This is a genomic window from Pseudomonas sp. FG86 (genome assembly GCF_057808775.1).
In genome coordinates, this window is sequence record NZ_JBMDIS010000020.1 from 84414 (window position 1) to 103764 (window position 19351).

A 19351-nucleotide genomic window follows, 5' to 3' on the forward strand; every position below is an offset into this window, starting at 1 on the left:
TTCTTTATTCCGGGCATGCGAAAGCCTCTGGCCAACCAGAATTCCCTATAGCCAGTGCGCTTTGATTATGAGCGTACTAGGGCGATGCTCTGGAAAATGATGAGCTTCGCATTGAATGCTCAGTTGAGGTGCGTTTCCTGAATGTGCCGACACCAAGCCCGCTCGCCATTAGCGTCAATAGTAGACTCTGCTCTACTTGATCTACTGGTGGGTCCATAGAGCATGTCATTGACTCGCGATGCAGTTGCGCAGATGCGAGCTCGAGAGCCTTCTGTAGCGCGCTTCGGCCAGTCGACTTGGTCCGCCGATCAATACTGACCTCTGTGCTGCTAGATTGTTGTGGAGCTGGCAGCTTCTTGGGCTCTGGTTGAGCGGTTTCCTGTGAATGCACACCTATTTTGGCGGGTAAGGGGGCAGAGGGTTTGCCACTTGGATCAACCCGTGTCACTCGGCTCAGAGCGCCCTGAGCCCGACTCCGCTCATGTAGAACAGCACGCATATGGTCGTAGTCCGCCTCTATGTAATTCATCGTTGTCGCTAGATTCGAATGATTCAGCAGGCTTTTCGTGAGATGAATGTTTCGCTCAGGCTGCTTCATCAAGTCTGTTGCTAATGTGTGCCTGAAGCGGTGAGGGGTCATGCGCACGCCGATCTTATCGGTGAGCTTGCCGTACATTGACTCCACCTGGTCGATGTTCATTTCCTTGCCATGGAAGTGACGAGAGAATCTGTTGACGTTGAACAGCTGATCGTCTGGTGAAAAACCGATTTTCTCGGCCTCCCCCAAGATCCTGGATAAGTGTGGAGCGAGTCCTTCCATAATGGGGAGGAAAAACTCCCGATGGGTCTTCTCTGTTTCACCGCGGACCAAGATCATCTGGCTGTCCCAGTCGATATCTTTGTAACGCAGGCACAGCAGGGCATTCAGACGTATGCCTGTGTAATAAAACATCTCGAAGACGCTGAGCCAGAACCAGGCAGGTGTGATCTGGCTACGTTCATGCGTACAACGTTCTTGGCCTACAAGGGATATGAGCCAGTTGCGTGCTCGTTGGATGGCGTCTCCATTGATTGTCTTGCTGGCTCGCTTTGGTGGGATAACGCTGGTTTTCTTGAATGGGTTGATCGTGGTATGGGTCATCAGGCCGTGTTCTATGGCGTAGCCCCAAACAGTTCGAAGGTGATTTGAATAGGTGTTCCAGCTGCGTTTGGATAATCCGTTCTCAAGGACTTTTTTTCGCCATGTCAGAACCGCACGATGATCGATCTCCTCAACTGAGGCCGTTCGGAAATGCTTGAGTAGTGCTTTGGTCGAGGCGCGATAGATCTTTGCACTGGCAGGCCGCAGATCATGGGCAAAGATGTATTCCTCCGTCAGATTCGAGGGCGTCGTCATTGTGGCGGCTCCGTTGCTTCTGACTTCAAGGACAGGCTGATATTGTCGAAAGGGACCTCAGAGAAGATTGTTCGCGGGTCTAGTAGTAAGTACCCCTTGAGCTGCTTGGATTTTCGAGGTCCAACAACGTCACAGGTCCAAATATTCAAACTCTTATGCGTTTTTCGATGAAGTTTCTGTTTCTCGAAACTACGTTGAACCAGCTGCCAGGCGCTGACTTGCTGTACTTTGGCTTGCTGTTCGATATGGGGGAATTCAAGGACGTAGCGTTTGAAAATTCCAGGCGTTACCAGCATAGCGGTCCCTGCTACGGTATGAACCAGCGCTTTGGTATCGTTGATAATGATGGTCCGGGATGCGATGCCTTTCTTAAGCCATTCAACAAATCCCTGACCGATCTCGGTGTTATTGCTAGGCATCGGAGTGACTTCTTCGATTATTGCTAAAGGCGCACCTCCTTGATTGGAGGTTTGGGAAGGCTGGATTTCATCCAGTTTCGGAGGCGCGGTATGTGCCGCTGAGACCGCTTTGTTTTTGGTGTCTTCTGATGGCTCATTGATGTTACCAAGGAGCGCCAGTAGCTCGTCAAATTCATCTGTACTGCTCGAGGAATGCTGAGGTAGTTCGAACGGTGATGGCTGTGCCGGTGCTAAAGGCGCCGGCACAGGGCTGGATTGAATTTCCGAAGGCAACTTTTTGGCCGGTGTGGCGACGGTATTTTCAGCTGCAGAGTCTTCTACCGGGTTGCCAGCTTCTACCTCAAGAGTCCCAGCGTAAGCTGTGGGCCGATCACTTGGATCATTCCAGATCAGTGCCGGTGAGAGCTTCAGCAGGGTGAAGGTGTTTCGCCAGCCACGACCATTGTCTATCGTGGCTTTCCAGATTGCCTTGTCTTGGGCATTGGTTTGGATTACCCCCTGATCTTGCAGCATGTTGAAGAAAGGCGCATTCGTACTGGGTACACCTTCAACGCCTTTGGTCAGCAAATAGGCTCGCAATTGATCAGCAATAGGCTTGCTAACCAGCCAAAGAGCATCCTGTGTCAGCCATCCATCTGACGGTCCATCGGGTTGATTCAGTTTGAATGTATCTCGGACCAGGTGACGCAACCCATCTGCTAATTGACGCTGCAAAGACTGTTTGGGCGCGGACAGCGCGCGGGCTGGATTTCCACCGAGCTCCTGTGCGACGGACGCCTGATCGGCCTTGACCACGATCTCTCCCAAAATGCCGGCATGTTCGTACTGACCAGCCAAAATGAAGATTAACTGCGACCACACTTCGGGGAAATTACTGAGCCAATCTAAGATTTCTGAGGAGAGGATCTGCGCGTAGATCAGTGCGGCAGCGGCTCCGTGAAGTTGGTAGTTGCGTCCTTTCACGTAACGGAATCGATAGGGACGATCGATTGGGCCGTGCCACGGGTGCCAGGTTTTACCTCCTGCCAGCTCGACGTGCACGTCGACGGCGATCTTGCCGAGGTCGTGTATCAGAGCGCCGTAAGCCGCGGCGGCAGTCCAGGCCTCAGCCTGTGCTGATTGAGACTCCGGCGGTGCGCCTATAGGAAGCAGGTAGCTCTGTCGAATTTTCAAGGCATAGGCGACGATTTCAAGCCCGTGATCCAGCATGCCGCCAGGGTGTGCATGATGGTGGTTTTGCGAAGCAGGGAGCTGCTGGACCAACTCCGCGTAGCGCTCAAGTGGACGCCTATAGAGCTCGACAAACTGTGAGCGAGATAACGATGCGCGCTGCCAAATGTTCTCCAGTAGTTTCTGACGGCGCGGCGATGCCAGTAGTGCTTGGCTAGAGGCCGGCTGTATAAAACCGTTAGGGGAGGGGCTTTGGGCGGGTAGCGCTTTATTGCGGCGGAAAATAGAGAACATCGCCTGCTCCGTAAATGATTCATGGGGCAGGCTTTTCTCCTATCAAAGGGGGGGCGAGCAAGGGGAAAGGATCACTGGTTGCCTCGGGTATTTCTTTTGGCGAAGAGCCATCTTTCTATGGTGGTGACGGAGAAAGGAATGCAGAATTATCGTCGTTTCGGTCTAAGGGCACGGGGCCGCAGATCGACTATGTGAGGAAAAAATGATGGTTTCACTTCGCTACGCTACGAAATCAACCTCAGATAATGTTTGGGCACTTTGTGATTTGATACGTGACAATAAGTGTGATGAGATCATTCTTTTTGCTAGTGTAGGGAATGATCTTGATGATGAGGAAGCAAGGTGGGACAACAACCTTCCTCTGGTTGTCGCCTTAGCTAAATATATTATTCCTCACGTTGATAGCGTCTTGGTCATTTTTGATGGAGTGTTTCTAACCGCTGCGCGTTCCGCTCGTTATGGTGAAGTACGTGAACTGCTGGATGTAGCTATTGCGTCTGACAAGGTTTATTACTCTGGGCAGAGAGCCCCACTTACTAGCGAAATGACTCCTGACGAGGCTGTTTCAACTCTTATTAATTTAGGTTCTATCCAACCGTTGACGGTTGAGTCCAGAGCTGAATACTTTTCTTTGCTTAGTAATTTTACAGAAGACGAGTTAGTTGAAGTTTATTCGACTCGCGAGATGCGTTGATGAGATTGGACCTTTTTCCCGCTGAAAGCGGCCCTTTCGGGTAAGGCTTTTACCCTTGTGAACCATTCCATTCGCTTCTACAAAACCTTTTACCTTTTGGGCCATTTTTGTTGTGAAAGGGGGGCATCTGGTGCTGAAGGCAAAGGCCGTTTGTCTCATGATCTTGCAGCATAGAAAAATCGGTATTATAAGTAATGTCAAATCGCCCCTAGACCGGGTAAGAAGGAGACGCACCATGACCGCACAGACCTCTCAGGGAGTAGCAAGTCGCTTAGGCTATGGCCTGGGTCAGGCTGCGCGCCTCGTTTGGTGCAGTCAGAACCGTACCCTGCGTTGGGTCAAGCGTCTGGTTGTGGCTGCCGTACTCCTATATTTTTCTGCAGACATTTTCAGCGGGATTATCAGCGTTGCAGTATTTACCTTGGTTTTGGGTGGAGGGCTCTGGGCGTTGAATCACAGACCTACGCCTCGCAGAAACCAGATAGAGTATGGTCAATGCTATGGCCCCGATGGCTATGGGTACTATGTTGCTGGTCAACGTGTAGACGACGATGATTAAGGGTCTCATATCAATGATATGAGACCCTTACGTTACATAACGCTACGTTTGACAGTATTCACCCCTTCCTGACCTGCCTTTTGAACATCTTTTGTTCCGCTGGTAAGGCCTTCCAATGCTTTTCCTGCGCTCACCCCTGCCCATCCCAGCGCGCCCATCCAAAACACTGGCAGGATGATGAACATCGAGCCCATCACGAAGTTTAAGATTGCGTCCTGGGTGGCAGTGTTCAAACCCATCACAGGATCAAATGATAAATGCGGAGAACCGGCTCCATATAAAGCGTCCAATATCGTGGTATCGACCCATCTAGCCAGTTGAAACCAAAAGTCCACGAATATCAGAGCGAAAAAAACAACGGACATAGTCATGGCCACTTTTAGTTGGTAAGCCCCGACGATTAGCACCAAGGGAATGCAAATCACCATCGCCATTTTCAAGAACGCCATGACCATCGGTAGCGCCTGGCGAACCATGTCCATCGCTGGAAAATAGGCCATAGATCCTAATGCAACCCCGAGAGTCCCCGCTGCCCGGGCTGCACCATTCCACACAGTTCCGTCGATTTGTCCCCCGTAGTCCGTATAAACATCCCCTTTCACCTGGTTCGACGGCGAGACCAGTTGCCGGACAAGCGAGTCAGTGACTTCGTCCGGGGACAACCACTTTGCCCAGCCGAGCATTTTGGTCATGAGGTCCGGCGACACTTGAGCCTTGATACGGTCCCGCAGTCCCACTCCGCTATCTGACCACCATTGTTTGCAAGTTGGATAGCCCCCACCTCCACCCACTTGTGGTAAACCCACATCACGAGATGCGTTATAGGGCCATGATGCCCTTGGAGTTTTGGAGTAGTCCGTGTCGTAATAACCCGAGGTGTTCAATAAATAGTGCGAACCAATCCAGCTGAGTTCCTGCGCAAAACGAGGGTCATTCCCTTGCGCTCCCAATTCGGGTTGGCGCATGAATAATCTGGCACGGGAGGGTCCATAGCAATCGTGCGTAAAGTCGCCAATTTCCTGAGCCAATAGCGGGTTGTTGATCTTGGTGTTGCTAACTTCCATGCGTACTTGCCGTAAATCAGTCCCGCAGGGAATTGCTGCTACAGCGCCATTGGTTAATCCCTTTGATAATGCATGCATTAATGCCCACCACATGGGCATCTGGGCACTCTTTCCTGCCAGTGAGCTGAATGTTGTGTTCCAGCCTGTGTCTGTGGGTTTAGGTAAGTTGTATTGACATTGCTGAGCTCTACTCTGGTCAAATGCCAAGGTATCAAAACTCACATTGACGGCTGGTACAGCGAAGAATGCGACTACGATGTAGCCAACGTAGATATTGGTTTCGATACGTGCCAGTGAGAGAACGCCTTTGTTGCCCTCATCGGCCCCCTCACCACGGACTTTCAGCCACTCTCGAATAACGATGATGCAGAAGGGGAGGGCGAATAGACCGGTATCTGAAATCATCGCCCAGATACCATTGTTGATGATCCAACCGACCAACGTCAGGTAGTACTCTAAATAGTCATTGGTGTAGAGCGTCACAGAACACCCCCTGCCTGATACAGCACCTTGCTCAGTTCAACCATCAGAAATAATAAGATCACCATTATCTCGATCTTCAACAGGCCTTTGCGCCGTTTCGAGCGTTCTGAGTTCGATAACCGTACCTTGAATTTGAACCAGGCAACGGTCAGTGCGATATAAAGCATTAGGCGCCAGGTAAAGAGCGGCCAATAGTGGTCGGTGCGCCAGGCTTGCCATTGCTCGGCGCTGTCGAACATGTTCATCAGGACAGCGCTGAGTAGGACTACGAGGGCGGCAGTCGCGAGCAAAACACCCAGAACAAGCAGAATGCTCCTCCCGGTTCGTCGAACCAGCGAACGGTTGGGAGCGGCGACAGGCTCCTGTATTTCGGTCATGGCCTTTCTCACTGTTTGTTCTGGGCGGGTGACTGCAACTGGTCCAATCGATTCGTTTCTGGGGCTCCCGGGGACACGCCACGAGAGTCTTCTGCCCGTGCTTTGCTGCGTTCAATGATGGTCAGAGGCGAGTTCTTCGCGAGCTGCTGACGCATGTCCAGTTCCATTTTGAGGTTGCCGATCTCCTGTTGCAGCGAGGAGCTCTGCTGGCCGACTGCCTGGACGGCGAGGTCATTAGCCGCGACGTTCGGTTCCCGACTGCCTGCCATCAAGGTGCGCTGTAGGGTCAGAGCTTTCTCCAACACATCGGACAACGCGACTTCGGAGGCAAGCCGGCGAGCGAGTACGTCCTGGTCGCGCTCATCCTTGAGTGCTGCTACAACGCCTCGGGTGATGGGTAACGAGTTGCTGCTCGCTGCTTCCAGGTTTTCTAGCGACAGCGTTTTGCTTCCGCTCAGCAGTTCCTGCAGGGCCTTCAGCTTGGTGTCGTACGTTTCCTGGATCAGCGGCGTGAGGCCGACGCCTGCGGCTGTCACCGTTTTAGGGCAACTGTCACAGGTCTGCTGTTGTTGTTCACCCAGGACACGATTGGCAAAGGTGGTGGCTTCCTGGGGCGATGACCAGACATTGCACACCATGCCGTTGTTGCAGTTCGCTTTACTGATGGATGCGGTGTCGCCGGCCGCGCGCTTGTTCAGAAGGTTGTAGCCCGCCTTGGTGACGTCGCCTACGATACGAATTGGCTTCTGACCGGAACCACCTGCTCTATCACCACCAACCCAAGTGACGCCATCGTTTCCACCTTTCTTTTCGACTTGTTCCACCGCCGACACTGCGTCTGTGTTGGATGTTAGCGCCTGACTCATAGCCTGACCTTCAGCAAGCTTGCCCCAGCCCATTTGGTTACCGGCGATATCCGCCATCTTTTCGCCAATGGCGCGGCAGGTGCCTTTGGAGCGGTCGAAGTCCAGGCGGGCCTGCAAAATGCCGTTGGTGATGAGGTTGTATAGCGCCGGGTTCGCACGTTGAAGAATCAGTGCCGGCAGCGAAGCCACGGCGCTGGTGGCGCTCTGTACCACCGAGCTCATGATGTTTTTGAAGCCGGAAGTGGCACCATTCAATTGGTTTTCAAGGGTTGTGCTCAGGCTCATGTTTCCGCAGATTAGATTGGTATTCCAACCGCCTCCCACAGAAATACTATCCATGTTGCCTGCGCTCCCCATGGTGACTGCGTTGCCGCCGCCAATGCTATACAGCACGTTGTCCCCAATGACGCTTCCGGAGGAGGAGACGTTGATTGGATCAGCAGAGAGCGCTATTGCACTGCTGAGGCTGCAGGCGAGCCCTATCGCCAAGGTAGTGAGTTTCATGCTTTGCTCCGATCGCTGTTTCATTGGAAGTCCGTACTGCCGAGGAAGGTCTGTCCTCGACGCTGGCAACACGAATAAGGGCGCCAGAGTGCCCAGGCGTAGCCGCCATCCTGCGCATCGATGTTCGGATCGATGGTGGGAAAGGTTGCGCAAGTCGGGTTGAGGACTGGGGTGAGCTCTTGCCACTTACCAGTGGAGGCGTCACCTTCGCGTAGCGGCCCTGCGGGCCAGTAACCGGGGTAGGGAAGGGCGAGCATCGGCAAGTAGACATGGACCTGGCCTGGGCGGGTAACCACGTCGCCGGCACGCTGCGCAATAACTGCGCCCGTTTTGTAGTCGTCAGTCTGGTTAAGGAAGCCGCTACGCGGGTAGACGTTCCCCCAGCTGCTTGCTGAGAGCAGGCTACCGACTTCGCGCATGCCCGGAATGAGTGCTTCGGGGTATACGGATTCCGGGACGCCGTATCGCCAAGCAATGGGGTCAAGGGTGCTCAGAAAGTAAGGCACAAGCGGTAAGGTTGCGCCTTTGCATACATAGCCCGAGGCGCTGGCAAACTGACTCAACGCCGCACCACCTGGATGGCCGATGACATCGGCTTCCTTAAATTTGATGATGTTGTTCTCTGCAACGTGATTGGTAGTGCCGTCGTTGCCCGCTTGGGCCATCGGATTCGGGGTGCCAAGAGGTGACATCTCTATCCAAGGGTTCATCCCGGTATTCGCATATGCAGACACCACAGCGTCCGGTACGTAGTGACGAACCTTGGTCGAGGTTTTGACTTTGCATCCGAATGGCGTGCAGAGCAGCCAATAGCAGATGCCGACCACTTTGTACTCCAGGCAGGTTGGTGACAGGGTCGAGGCAATAATCGCTGCCGAGTTGATCGCAGCCGATGCACTGAATGACAGGCTGAAAGTGATAGCCAGCGACAAAGGCCGGATCGCAAAACGTGAGCGTCTCATCGTGACAGGCTCCGTGCTCGTTCAATCAACGCGACGGCTTTAGCTGCGTCAGGCTCGCCGTACACGACGTAGCGACGATCTACGACCACGGCTGGGAGTTTTTCGACTCGCAGGCTCCAGGCGTCTATGACGCCCTGCTGGGCTTGGGCCAACTCGTTTTGCAGATGCTTCCCTGCAGGGCTGACAAGGTAGCGTTGAATGGCCGCTTCTGCCTGGCGTGGATCGGCGGGTAGTTGGTTGGAAAGTTGTTCTTCAAGGCGCTGCTGATCATCCAGGAAGATGACGCGAGCGCCAGAAGGTGCGGATACTGGATGTGCTCGGTTTGTAATGACCCACGTCTCCGCGTGGGACGCAGTTGACAAGAACAGTAGCAGTGAAAACAGCCAGCGCCGCGTTTCGCTAATGTGGGTAAGGATCTGGAGCATGGCACCGTACCTGATATGGATTCAGGTACAGAAGACCGGATGGCTGTCTTGAGCGCAGTAAGAAATAGGAATTTGGAAGCTTTGGGTATTTGAGAGCGACGAATTCGTGTGGGTTGGATTAGAGATGGCACTTGGTCGGCTCAAATTGACGACGCAGTGAGTACGCAGTTAACTGGCTATCCACACAGCAAGAGTTCAAGCCAAGTTTATGAGGCGACCCTTCTTGGCCCCATCGCCGCCGATGGTCCACAGTACGCCAGTCGGACGAGTCTCGCCACCGCCCCACGACATAACGAAAAATCACTTCTATTGAAGCTTCGGGCGACATCAACGGCAAAATGCTCGCCCTGCCGATATCGTCAGCGGGTTTGGTCGTGCTGGAGAAAACAACCTCAAGATTCGAAGGCTTTATCTTTATCCTTGGGCAGGCAGTAGTTTGTGCTGTCCTGCTTGAGATCCTTCACGATCAAATGTTGCAAACGGAGCGCCTGCTGCACAGCTTCAATGTCATCTTCGATGACGTTAAGGATAAGATAAAAACCTATCCTCCGAGACCGTATTGCTGTTAAAGACCATCCTGCCGATTGCGTTTTCGGTGCTCTACGTAGTGCCTAATTTCCGCAGCCCATGAGGCTTTTGTGACACGTTCGTAGTCTCATTTAGCTACGCCCAAACGATTCATCCGCCTGTAGCGGTCAAAGCCGCTTTTCATAATAGGAAGATATGCATTTTTATAAAAAATCTCTAGATGCTCCAGGTGGGATACGAGTTGATTTCTGATGGTCGTATGATGCATTCAGCGTGCTCTGCCAATAAAGCTAAACTTTAAATAGTTGAACTCACGAGCTCTACGAGAGGCCTTACAGATATGTAATATTCGCGGCAGCTTCCTGAAAGGCATCACTGGTTATCCTCTAGTCAGAAGTAAGTGAGCACTAGGAGAAAATCATGAAATTATTAAAAGTTGTTTTTGCCGCTTCCATCTTGACCATGTCTTCTTTGGCCATGGCTGAAGGAGGTGGTGACCGTGTTTATGGTCGAATGATGCAAGAGAACCAGAAGGCGATGGAGCAGTACGCCTTAGAAAACGGAAAGGCGACACCTGAAGTTGTTCATTATGAATACGGAATGAACCTCGATGTCCAGAAGGTAATCAGTACCACTCAAGCCAATAAAACCTGTGGCGTAGCCCCTTCGCGCATGACCTATGAAGATTCGGCGGGCAAGCTCAACACCTTGGAATACAAGGTTATGGGTACTAACTGCCCTCACGGAAGTTAATTAGCGTTAGCCCTGACTGCGCAAGGTTGTTCGGTATGTTTTGAGCCTGCTTGCTGTTCGCTGACACAGAAGTAATTTTCAGGTCACGCTGGAGTTATCTATTGTATGAAATTATGTCTGCCGGCACGTAGGAGAAATCCTCACGTGCTGGTGGCTTTTATAATTATAAAAAATATTTCATAAAGAAACTCTGCCAAGCTAAAGCCTGGAGTGTTAAATGAACAATAAAAGCATTTATGGTCTTTCTCTCATTTCCCTTGGCATGAGCATGGGGCAAGTTGCAGTAGCTGTGGAGCAAAAGCCTGAAGGGTTCATTGAGGGGAGCACCTTTAGTATTCTCAATCGGAATCTCTATCTCAATCGTGATTATCGAAAGGGTCAATCAAGCCCCACGGGCAATGGTTACTCAGCCGAATGGGCTCATGGCATCATTGGCCGATTCGAATCAGGCTTTACTCAAGGTACCGTAGGCTTCGGCATTGATGCGTTTGCAATGGAAGGCCTCAAGCTCGATTCAGGTGATGGTCGCTCGGGAGCCCGTAGCTCAGTCGATGTCTTGCCGCACAATAGCAAAGGCCAACCTGAAGACTCCTACTCAAAAGTAGGCGGGGCCGCAAAAGTGCGTTTCCTGGATACAGTCGTCAAGGTAGGCGACGTATTTCCATCGACGCCTGTCGTTGCCTATGGGGATTCCCGACTTCTCCCGGAGAGTTTCCGGGGTGCAACGTTCACTAATACCAGCATCAAAGGCCTGACCCTTCAGGGGGGCCGGCTGCATGCGATGAGCCAACCCAATTCCAGTAGCATGCGTGACGGCTTTTCAACTTTTTACGCCGGTGTAGTAGATGCTCCATGGATCGCTTATCTAGGGGGCGATTACACGGTCAATGAACACGTAGGTGTGAGTCTTTACACCAGCCAATTCAAGGATGTGTGGAACCAATACTACGCGGGCACCACATTGAGCTATCCACTCTCAGAAAGCGTATCGCTAATTGGCGGCTTTAATTACTACCGAGCGGTTGATGAGGGTGAAAAACTTCTGGGAAGCTTCGATAACAAGATCTGGAGCGGCAAGACCGGGGTCAAATTCGGAGCGCACGCCGTGACCGTTGGTTACCAGCGCAATAATGGTAACGACGACTTTGACTACCTTCGCCAGTCCGACTCAATTTTTTTGGATAACTCCATTCAGTACAGCGATTTCAACGTAAGCGTCCGAACTACACCGCCTTGCATCTCAGACCTTAATCCCCTTTAACCGCTGATTGACGCGCTCACACTCAAAAACTGCGAAATTGCACCCCACTTGACCACCCATTTGCGTTGCAACTGACCAATCATTTGCATTCGAAGTGATCAGGACTCTCGGCTCTGTAGGGTAAGAGCGTGGCTAAAAGCAGACCGTAGGTTTGGCCAGTCAACGGGGCTCATTGAGCGCCGCTCTTTTCCTGTTCAAGCCGACAAACAGGGGGGCAATGAAACGGGAAATCGTAGGCTAAGGCGCGAAGTTTTCGTGGCTATCTATTCCATGCAGCGAATCGATCAGCGGGCAGCTAACCGTCCCGTGGCTCGCGCAACAGTCATCAACCAACTGCGCCAGGACCAACTCGATCCGCCGCAGATCCGCAAGTTTCCCCCGCACGTCTTCGAGCTTCTGCTCGGCGTGCACACGCGCATCATTGCAGTGCGTACCGTCATCGAGCCGCAACAGTCCGGCCACTTCATCGAGGCTGAAGCCCAGCCGTTGTGCGGACTTCACGAATTTCACCCGTGCAATATCCGCCTCGCCGTAGCGACGAATGCTGCCGTAGGGCTTGTCCGGTTCGGGCAACAGCCCTTTGCGTTGATAGAACCGAATGGTTTCCACGTTAACCCCGGCTGCCTTGGCAAAGACGCCAATGGTCAGGCTTTCCGCAGTGTTTTTCATACCGCTTGACTCCGTACCTGACTACGGAAATAACCTTAACCCATCGATCAAACATTCGAAAGGTTGAACCCATGTCTGAATCACAAAAGGGCCGTGGTGCACTCCTCGCTGGAGGTCTGGCGGCGATCCTTGCGTCCACCTGCTGCCTGGGCCCGCTGGTGCTAATTGCCCTGGGCTTCAGCGGCGCCTGGATCGGTAATCTCACCGTTCTGGAGCCCTACCGCCCGTTTTTCATCGGCGCGGCATTGTTGGCGCTGTTCTTCGCTTACCGGCGCATTTTCCGCCCGGCTCAAGCCTGCAAACCCGGTGAGACCTGCGCAATTCCGCAGGTACGAACTACCTACAAGTTCATTTTCTGGCTCGTGATGGCACTCGTGCTGGTCGCGCTCGGTTTCCCCTACATCCTCCCGTTGTTTTACTGATCAGGCAGGAGTCTCCCATGAAAAAGCTGTTTGCCGCTCTCGCGCTCATTGCCGTGGTTTCCCCGGTGTGGGCCGCCATCCAAACCGTCACCCTGTCGGTACCGGGCATGACCTGCGCCGCCTGTCCGATCACGGTCAAGAAAGCGCTGACCCAGGTCGAGGGCGTGACCAAGACCGAGGTGAGTTTCGAGAAACGCGAAGCCATCGTGACCTTCGACGATGCCAAGACCAACTCCGAGGCCCTGACCAAGGCGACCGAGGATGTCGGCTATCCATCTACCATCAAGCAATAGGAGGAAATACCAATGAGAAATCCTCTCAATCTGTTCACGCGGATCGGTGACAAAGCCAGTTCCGTCGGTGTGCTGGTTTCAGCCCTAGGCTGCGCCGCGTGTTTTCCTGCTCTGGCTAGCTTAGGCGCTGCAATCGGTCTGGGCTTTTTGAGCCAGTGGGAAGGCCTGTTCATCACCACGCTACTGCCCTTGTTTGCGGCCCTGGCGCTGCTCGTCAATTCCCTTGGCTGGCTCAAACATCGGCAGTGGCAGCGAACTGCACTCGGCCTGATAGGCCCTGTCCTGGTCTTGGCTGCGGTGTTTTTGATGCGGGCTTATGGCTGGCGGAGCGGTTGGCTGCTCTATATCGGTCTGGCCCTCATGCTTGGGGGCTCGATCTGGGATCTCGTGTCGCCCGCCCACCCCCGTTGCGCCCCGGGTGCCTGCCCACCACAGCCAAAACAGTAATGCCGCAAAGAGACCCATTTGAGGAAGTAAACGCTATGACCACACTGCGAATCCACGGTATGACCTGCGCCTCCTGTGCCGACCGCGTCAGAGATGCTCTGGAGGGAATCTCCGGCGTGCACCGGGCGGACGTCTCCTACGCCGGTGGGAAGGCCGAAATGACGGCCGACGCGGCTGTCAGCCGTGAACAAATGCAAGCCGCCGTCGAGGCCCTTGGGTATCAAGCGTCGTTCGAAGTCGCCTCGCTACAACCGCGCCCCGGCCAGCTCGATAAGGCGCTGGGCTGGTTGCGCAGCGACACCGAGGTCGGCAAAAACGGCGACGCGCTACACATTGCAGTCATAGGCAGCGGCGGTGCGGCAATGGCGGCCGCCTTGAAGGCGGTGGAAGCCGGCGCCCGCGTCACTCTGATCGAGCGCGGCACCATCGGCGGCACTTGCGTCAACGTCGGCTGCGTGCCGTCGAAAATCATGATTCGCGCCGCGCATGTGGCTCATTTGCGCCGCGAGAGTCCGTTCGATGACGGAATGCCCGCCACGCCGCCGACCGTCCTGCGCGAGCGGCTGCTCGCGCAACAGCAAGGCCTTGTCGACGAACTGCGTCACGCCAAGTACGAAGGCATTCTGGAGAGCACACCAGCCATCACCGTGCTGCGTGGCACCGCTCGCTTCCAGGACGGCCACACGCTCAGCGTCGAACTGGTCGAGGGGGGCGGGCGCGAAGTCGCGTTCGACCGCTGCCTGATCGCTACCGGCGCCGGTGCGGCCGTGCCGCCGATTCGCGGGCTGCAAGACACCCCCTATTGGACCTCGGAGGAGGCACTGGCCAGCGCCAGTATTCCGCAACGGCTCGCCGTGATCGGCTCATCCGTGGTGGCCTTGGAGCTGGCGCAAGCCTTTGCCCGGCTGGGTAGCCGCGTCACCATCCTGGCGCGCAACTCGCTGTTCTTCCGCGAAGATCCGGCCATCGGCGAGGCGCTGACCGCAGCCTTCCGCATGGAGGGCATCGACGTGCTTGAGCAGACACAAGCCAGTCAGGTGACCCACGCCAACGGCGAATTCGTACTGACCACCAACCACGGTGAACTGCGCGCCGACCAACTGTTCGTCGCCACCGGCCGCACGCCCAACACCCAAAGCCTGAACCTGGAAGCGGCGGGTGTACTGTTGGATGAACGCGGCGCCATTCAGATCGATCAGGGCATGCGCAGTAGCGCAGTGGATATCTATGCAGCCGGCGACTGCACCAACCAGCCGCAGTTCGTCTACGTCGCGGCGGCGGCTGGCACCCGTGCGGCGATCAACATGACCGGCGGCGAAGCTACGCTTAATCTCGATGCCATGCCGGCGGTGGTGTTCACCGATCCGCAGGTGGCCACCGTCGGTTACAGCGAAGCGGAAGCACAGCGCGCAGGCCTCGAAACCGACAGTCGCACGCTGAGCCTGGACAACGTGCCGCGTGCGCTGGCCAACTTCGACACGCGAGGGTTCATCAAGCTGGTCGCCGAAGCGGGTTCTGGTCGGTTGCTCGGCGTGCAGGCGGTGGCCCCGGAAGCGGGCGAGCTGATTCAGACGGCGGTGCTGGCTATTCGCAACCGCATGACCGTGCAGGAGCTGGCCGACCAGTTGTTCCCCTACCTAACCATGGTCGAGGGCCTGAAGCTCGCGGCGCAGACTTTCACCAAGGACGTAAAGCAATTGTCCTGCTGCGCTGGATGAATGGAGAGCACCATGAAATTTGCCCGCTACATTACCGAGATCGCCGAACGTCTCACCCCGACCAACCGGCCCAAAGGTTTTGCGGAGTTCTTGGTCGCGCTACTGGGTGAACTTGCCAAGGGACGCCCGATTTCGCGAACTACGCTTGCCAGGACTCTTGGCTGGCCCGCTGAGCAAGTGGCGGCTGTGCTCGAACAAGCCACCAGTACCGAATACGACAACGATGGGAACATCATCGGCTATGTCCTCACCTTGCGCGAGACGTCGCATGTCTTGGAAATTGACAACCGCCGGCTGTATGCCTGGTGCGCGCTGGACACCCTGATGCTCCCGGCGTTAATCGGCCGTACAGCTCGCGTCTCGTCGCATTGCGCTGCAACTGGAGCACCCGTTTCGCTTACGGTTTCACCCAGCGAGATACAGGCTGTTGAACCTGCCGACGTGGCAGTGTCACTGGTATTGCCGCAGGAGGCGGCCGACGTTCGTCAGTCCTTCTGTTGCCATGTGCATTTCTTCGCATCTATCCCAGCGGCAGAAGATTGGGCCTCCAAGCATCAAGGATTGACTATCGTAAGCGTCCAAGAGGCGTTCGGCGTGGGCCAGGAGCTTAATCGACATCTGTTGCAGACCCTTCCAATGAGAACATCGTGATTGGATTTCGACTCAATGTCCTACGGAGTGGGCATCGGATTTCTCTTTCCGACTTTGATCCGGTGATCCCAGCCATCGCCAAAGTCATAGACCTAGCGGAATGTCCTTTTCCCGTTCAACGCTTTGATCAGAGTCTTGCGGGTCTCCGAGTTCACGGGAGGCCCCCATCCATCGGAGTCGGGAATACCGTAACTCTCACCAGCTATTTCAAACTCATGCAGATGGTCATCGTGCCAGCCCATTGCGATCTGGATCACCGCGTGCAATTTGCCTAAGGTGATGTTCTCGGGCACCGCCACACGGCGCCAGATGGCAGGTTCGATCCACTTCAATTCAATGTGCAGTAGCAACAAATCAGGTTCGGGTTTTGGCAAGCGAACAGTTTTGACCATGGATCAGGCGGCCTCGCAGAGTTCCGTGGAGGCGAGAGAAACGTTCCAGGGCAGCAGTTCGTCGACCCGATTGATCGGGTGGTCGGCGATGCGCTCCAGCACGTGTGTCAAATAGGCTTGCGGGTTCAGGTCGTTGAGTTTGGCTGAACCCACCAGGCTGTAAATCGCAGCCGCTCGTTCGCCGCCGGCGTTGGAACCGACGAACAGATAATTTTTTCTGCCTAGCGCGACAGCACGTAGCGCGCGTTCGGCAGCGTTGTTGTCGATCTCAATTCGCCCGTCATCGCAATAGCGCACCAAGGCCTGCCACCGATTGAGGGCATAGAGAATCGCACCGCCCAATGCCGATTTTTTCGACAGTTGAGTCAGCGTCTGGTTGAGCCACGCGTGGAGTTGTTCCAGCAGCGGACTGGCTCGGCTTTGCCGAACCACTTTTCGCAGGTTGGGCGGTTGCCCTCGAATCTCGCTTTCGATGGCATACAGGGCCGCAATCCGTTGCAGCGCCTCGGCGGCAAGTGGTGACGCCAGGTCTTTGTAGACCTCGTAAAACTTGCGCCGGGCGTGAGCCCAACACGCCGCTTCCTCAATGGTGCCCGTGGCATATAGTTGAGCAAAACCGGCATAGCCGTCCGCCTGCAAGATCCCGCTGAAGCGCTTGAGATGCGCGCGGGGATGTTGCCCCTTGCGATCCGGCGAGTAGGCAAACCAGACCGCCGCCGGTGTCGCGTCCCCCGTAGGTCGGTCGTCCCGCACGTACGTCCACAGGCGCGCCGATTTGGTCTTGCCGTTGCCCGGCGCGAGCACGCCAATCGGCGTGTCGTCGGCATGGACTTTGTGTCCGCTCATGACGTGGTGCTCAAGGGCGTTGATCAGTGGTCGCAGCAACTGACTGCTCTGGCCAACCCAGTCGGCCAGGGTTGAGCGCTCCAGCTCCACGCCCTCACGGGCGTAGATCTCGGACTGCCGATACAACGGCAAATGATCGACAAACTTCGAGACCAGCACATGGGCCAACAACCCTGGGCCGGCAAGACCTCGGGCGATCGGGCGACTCGGTGCCGGCACCTGGGCGAAGTGCTCGCAGCAGCGGCAAACCCACTTCGGACGGACATGGCGAATGACTTTGAAACGTGCCGGAACGTACTCCAGCACTTCGGACACATCCTCACCTAAATGGCGAAGCGTCCCACCGCAGCCAGTGCATTGCGACTCGGGCTGATGAACGTGGGTTTCGCGAGGTAGGTGTTCAGGCAATGGTTTACGGCGCGAAACTGCGCGAGGTGCCGGCTCGACTGGAGGTGTCATTTCGGCTTGGCTGATTTGCAGCTCATCAAGGCTCAACTGGAGCTGGTCGATCATCGCTTCCAGTTGCTCGGAGCTGCGACCGAACTGCGTACGACGCAGCTTGGCGATCATCATCTTCAAGCGCTCAATCTCTGCGTGCTGGGCAGCGATCAGCGCCTTCAAGGCTTGAAGATCATTCGGCAGGGAGTCGGTCACGAGGGTCATGCCCGAATATTACTGGGGATTTTTTCAGCGCGGCAAGTCAGACCGCGAGGACGGGTGCTGTACGAATTGGCCGGCGCCAATCAATGCCCTCCAACAGCATCGACAACTGCGCGGTCGTCAGCGACACGCTGCCGCTGGTTGCTTGCGGCCAGACAAAGCGTCCTTGCTCCAACCGTTTGCAAAACAGGCACAAGCCGTCGCCATCCCACCACAACAGTTTGATCCGGTCACCACGCCGTCCGCGAAAGGCGAAGATCTGACCGGAGAAGGGATCGGCTTCCAGTTGAGTCTGCACCATGGCCGCCAAACCGTCGAAGCCACGACGCATGTCCGTGACGCCAGCGGCGATCCAGATACGGGTTCCAGCGGGAGGGGCAATCATCGCACTAACTGCTGCAAGACGAGTTGCAGCGTCTGCGGGTCTGGTGCTCCGGTGATACGCAACTTGGCTTTTCCTACCTCAACTGCGATCTCGGAATGACACTCTGCCTGTGGCTGGAAGACTGGCGGCAGATCCATTGGCGCCTCGATCACCTGGACTGGCAAAAACGAAGCACTCTGGCTGACCGGGCCGAATAGCCCTTCTTGGTATTGCTGCCGCCAGCGAAAGACCAGATTGGCATTGACGTCATGTTCGCGAGCGATCAATGACACGGAGGCGCCAGGCTGGAAGGTGGCCTCGACGACTTGGCGTTTAAAGTCCAGCGGAAAGTTGGGGCGGCGACCGGCTCGACGGGCTGGGGCAACTGTATCCAAGATAGTGTCCACTAAAAAATGGTGTCCACTATCTTGGCCAATTTGGAGGGCTGTCAGGAGAGGGTGCTGGCCGGACGGTTACATTTCAACTCACCGAAAGAGCAATCCTTGCAGCTGCGCTACGATCTAGATATGCAGGCTTTCGGCATCCCCGGTCTGAGCTTCATGACCCGCTACGCTAAGGGTTGGGATGCGGACTATTCCAACGCAAACAGCGTGTACATGCGTCGCGGAGCGGACGGTGCCCCATTGCAGGACCAAAAGCGTTGGGAGCGAGACATCGAGGCTAAGTATGTCATCCAGTCAGGCTCACTGAAGGACATGTCTTTACGTGTCCGCCAAGCAACGACACGAGCTACCGATTTCGAATCTGATTTGGACGAGGTCAGACTGATTGTTGAATATCCACTGCAACTCCTTTAACGGGCATTAGCCATCGGCATCAACTGTCCGGTATCCCCGATACACCCCGTCTCCTTGTTTCTCCTTTGGTTTGGAGACGGCTTAGGCGCCCTAGTGGCGCCTTTTTTTGTGGATTGAAGAAACTGTTGGTATATCCATCCCGGCGGCGAGCGTCCCTGGGGTTGTATGGCTGATTGGAACGTGTGAACATACTCTCAATATAGGTAGGGGGGGTATGGTATGGGTCATATGAGATCAAGCAAAGACAATCTTCTTAAGCGTGTAAAGCGAATCGCTGGGCAAGTCCAGGCGATTGAGCGAGCACTCGACTCTGATG

20 protein-coding genes and 3 pseudogenes are annotated in these 19351 nt (G+C 55.0%); 11 read left to right on the forward strand and 12 right to left on the reverse strand.

Features of this window, described 5'->3' with window-relative positions:
* Positions 1 to 76: 76 nt before the first annotated feature.
* Positions 77 to 1396, reverse strand: a complete 1320-nt coding sequence (locus ACODSV_RS15465; RefSeq protein WP_008432853.1) for a site-specific integrase — start codon at positions 1394 to 1396, stop codon at positions 77 to 79.
* Positions 1393 to 3279, reverse strand: coding sequence for a MobH family relaxase (gene mobH, locus ACODSV_RS15470; protein ID WP_008432854.1), 1887 nt, complete (start codon positions 3277 to 3279; stop codon positions 1393 to 1395). Before mobH ends, ACODSV_RS15465 begins: the two co-directional genes overlap by 4 nt.
* A 205-nt stretch (positions 3280 to 3484) precedes the next feature.
* Between mobH and ACODSV_RS15475 the strand changes: the two genes are divergently transcribed.
* Together ACODSV_RS15475 and ACODSV_RS15480 are read left to right on the forward strand one after the other, a co-directional pair.
* Entirely contained in the window at positions 3485 to 3973 is a 489-nt protein-coding gene (locus ACODSV_RS15475) for a hypothetical protein (RefSeq protein ID WP_019821334.1), read from the forward strand.
* Between the two features lie 235 nt (positions 3974 to 4208).
* On the forward strand, positions 4209 to 4532 hold the full coding sequence (locus ACODSV_RS15480; RefSeq protein WP_008432855.1) for an Ac45/VOA1 transmembrane domain-containing protein: 324 nt from the start codon (positions 4209 to 4211) through the stop codon (positions 4530 to 4532).
* Between the two features lie 32 nt (positions 4533 to 4564).
* On the opposite strand, the gene ACODSV_RS15485 is transcribed toward ACODSV_RS15480, so the two are convergent.
* Genes ACODSV_RS15485 through ACODSV_RS15505 form a run of 5 tightly spaced genes read right to left on the reverse strand, consistent with a single transcriptional unit; the run spans position 4565 to position 9213 of the window.
* Positions 4565 to 6079: a conjugal transfer protein TraG N-terminal domain-containing protein gene (locus tag ACODSV_RS15485; RefSeq protein WP_008432856.1), complete on the reverse strand. Its 1515-nt coding sequence runs from the start codon at positions 6077 to 6079 to the stop codon at positions 4565 to 4567.
* On the reverse strand, positions 6076 to 6456 hold the full coding sequence (locus ACODSV_RS15490; protein WP_008432858.1) for a hypothetical protein: 381 nt from the start codon (positions 6454 to 6456) through the stop codon (positions 6076 to 6078). The genes ACODSV_RS15485 and ACODSV_RS15490 overlap by 4 nt, the downstream gene beginning before the upstream one ends.
* 8 nt (positions 6457 to 6464) lie before the next feature.
* On the reverse strand, positions 6465 to 7826 hold the full coding sequence (locus ACODSV_RS15495; RefSeq protein WP_024073345.1) for an integrating conjugative element protein: 1362 nt from the start codon (positions 7824 to 7826) through the stop codon (positions 6465 to 6467).
* Between the two features lie 20 nt (positions 7827 to 7846).
* The gene (locus ACODSV_RS15500; RefSeq protein ID WP_008432863.1) at positions 7847 to 8788 is read right to left on the reverse strand and encodes a TIGR03756 family integrating conjugative element protein; all 942 of its coding nucleotides are present in this window, start codon (positions 8786 to 8788) and stop codon (positions 7847 to 7849) included.
* A complete protein-coding gene (locus ACODSV_RS15505; RefSeq protein WP_008432865.1) occupies positions 8785 to 9213 on the reverse strand; it encodes a TIGR03757 family integrating conjugative element protein in 429 nt (142 codons plus the stop codon). Before ACODSV_RS15505 ends, ACODSV_RS15500 begins: the two co-directional genes overlap by 4 nt.
* Positions 9214 to 10161: 948 nt before the next feature.
* On the opposite strand from ACODSV_RS15505, the gene ACODSV_RS15510 reads away from it, so the two are divergent.
* Both ACODSV_RS15510 and ACODSV_RS15515 read left to right on the forward strand, forming a co-directional pair.
* The gene (locus tag ACODSV_RS15510; protein ID WP_008432869.1) at positions 10162 to 10494 is read left to right on the forward strand and encodes a DUF2790 domain-containing protein; all 333 of its coding nucleotides are present in this window, start codon (positions 10162 to 10164) and stop codon (positions 10492 to 10494) included.
* 217 nt (positions 10495 to 10711) lie between these two features.
* Positions 10712 to 11704 (forward strand): annotated as a pseudogene (locus ACODSV_RS15515) (OprD family outer membrane porin); the annotation flags it as partial.
* Between the two features lie 288 nt (positions 11705 to 11992).
* On the opposite strand, the gene merR reads toward ACODSV_RS15515, so the two are convergent.
* Positions 11993 to 12424: a mercury resistance transcriptional regulator MerR gene (merR, locus tag ACODSV_RS15520; RefSeq protein WP_003425050.1), complete on the reverse strand. Its 432-nt coding sequence runs from the start codon at positions 12422 to 12424 to the stop codon at positions 11993 to 11995.
* Between the two features lie 71 nt (positions 12425 to 12495).
* On the opposite strand from merR, the gene merT reads away from it, so the two are divergent.
* From merT to merB, 5 genes are read left to right on the forward strand one after another with little or no spacing between them, the layout of a single operon-like run.
* Complete coding sequence (merT, locus tag ACODSV_RS15525; RefSeq protein ID WP_003425049.1) at positions 12496 to 12846, forward strand: mercuric ion transporter MerT; 351 nt, start codon at positions 12496 to 12498, stop codon at positions 12844 to 12846.
* Between the two features lie 17 nt (positions 12847 to 12863).
* The gene (gene merP / locus ACODSV_RS15530) at positions 12864 to 13139 is read left to right on the forward strand and encodes a mercury resistance system periplasmic binding protein MerP (RefSeq protein ID WP_489078288.1); all 276 of its coding nucleotides are present in this window, start codon (positions 12864 to 12866) and stop codon (positions 13137 to 13139) included.
* A gap of 12 nt (positions 13140 to 13151) precedes the next feature.
* The gene (gene merC, locus ACODSV_RS15535; protein WP_003425046.1) at positions 13152 to 13586 is read left to right on the forward strand and encodes an organomercurial transporter MerC; all 435 of its coding nucleotides are present in this window, start codon (positions 13152 to 13154) and stop codon (positions 13584 to 13586) included.
* A 35-nt stretch (positions 13587 to 13621) separates the two neighbouring features.
* Positions 13622 to 15304, forward strand: a complete 1683-nt coding sequence (gene merA, locus ACODSV_RS15540; protein WP_003425044.1) for a mercury(II) reductase — start codon at positions 13622 to 13624, stop codon at positions 15302 to 15304.
* Between the two features lie 12 nt (positions 15305 to 15316).
* Positions 15317 to 15955, forward strand: coding sequence for an organomercurial lyase MerB (gene merB, locus ACODSV_RS15545; protein WP_003425042.1), 639 nt, complete (start codon positions 15317 to 15319; stop codon positions 15953 to 15955).
* A gap of 92 nt (positions 15956 to 16047) precedes the next feature.
* Here merB and ACODSV_RS15550 read toward each other — a convergent pair whose 3' ends face one another.
* The 4 genes and pseudogenes from ACODSV_RS15550 to ACODSV_RS15565 all read right to left on the reverse strand — a co-directional run.
* Entirely contained in the window at positions 16048 to 16347 is a 300-nt protein-coding gene (locus ACODSV_RS15550) for a plasmid pRiA4b ORF-3 family protein (RefSeq protein WP_003425039.1), read from the reverse strand.
* A gap of 3 nt (positions 16348 to 16350) precedes the next feature.
* Positions 16351 to 17856: an IS66 family transposase gene (tnpC, locus tag ACODSV_RS15555; RefSeq protein WP_003425038.1), complete on the reverse strand. Its 1506-nt coding sequence runs from the start codon at positions 17854 to 17856 to the stop codon at positions 16351 to 16353.
* 37 nt (positions 17857 to 17893) lie between these two features.
* A complete protein-coding gene (tnpB, locus tag ACODSV_RS15560) occupies positions 17894 to 18238 on the reverse strand; it encodes an IS66 family insertion sequence element accessory protein TnpB (RefSeq protein WP_003425037.1) in 345 nt (114 codons plus the stop codon).
* Positions 18235 to 18531 (reverse strand): annotated as a pseudogene (locus ACODSV_RS15565) (transposase); the annotation flags it as partial. The gene tnpB and the pseudogene ACODSV_RS15565, both read right to left, overlap by 4 nt.
* 165 nt (positions 18532 to 18696) lie before the next feature.
* Between ACODSV_RS15565 and ACODSV_RS15570 the strand changes: the two are divergent.
* A pseudogene (locus ACODSV_RS15570) lies at positions 18697 to 19035 on the forward strand (OprD family outer membrane porin); the annotation flags it as partial.
* A 219-nt stretch (positions 19036 to 19254) separates the two neighbouring features.
* Positions 19255 to 19351 (forward strand): metal-sensing transcriptional repressor (locus ACODSV_RS15575; RefSeq protein ID WP_489047009.1); only part of this gene is annotated, 97 nt, incomplete at its 3' end.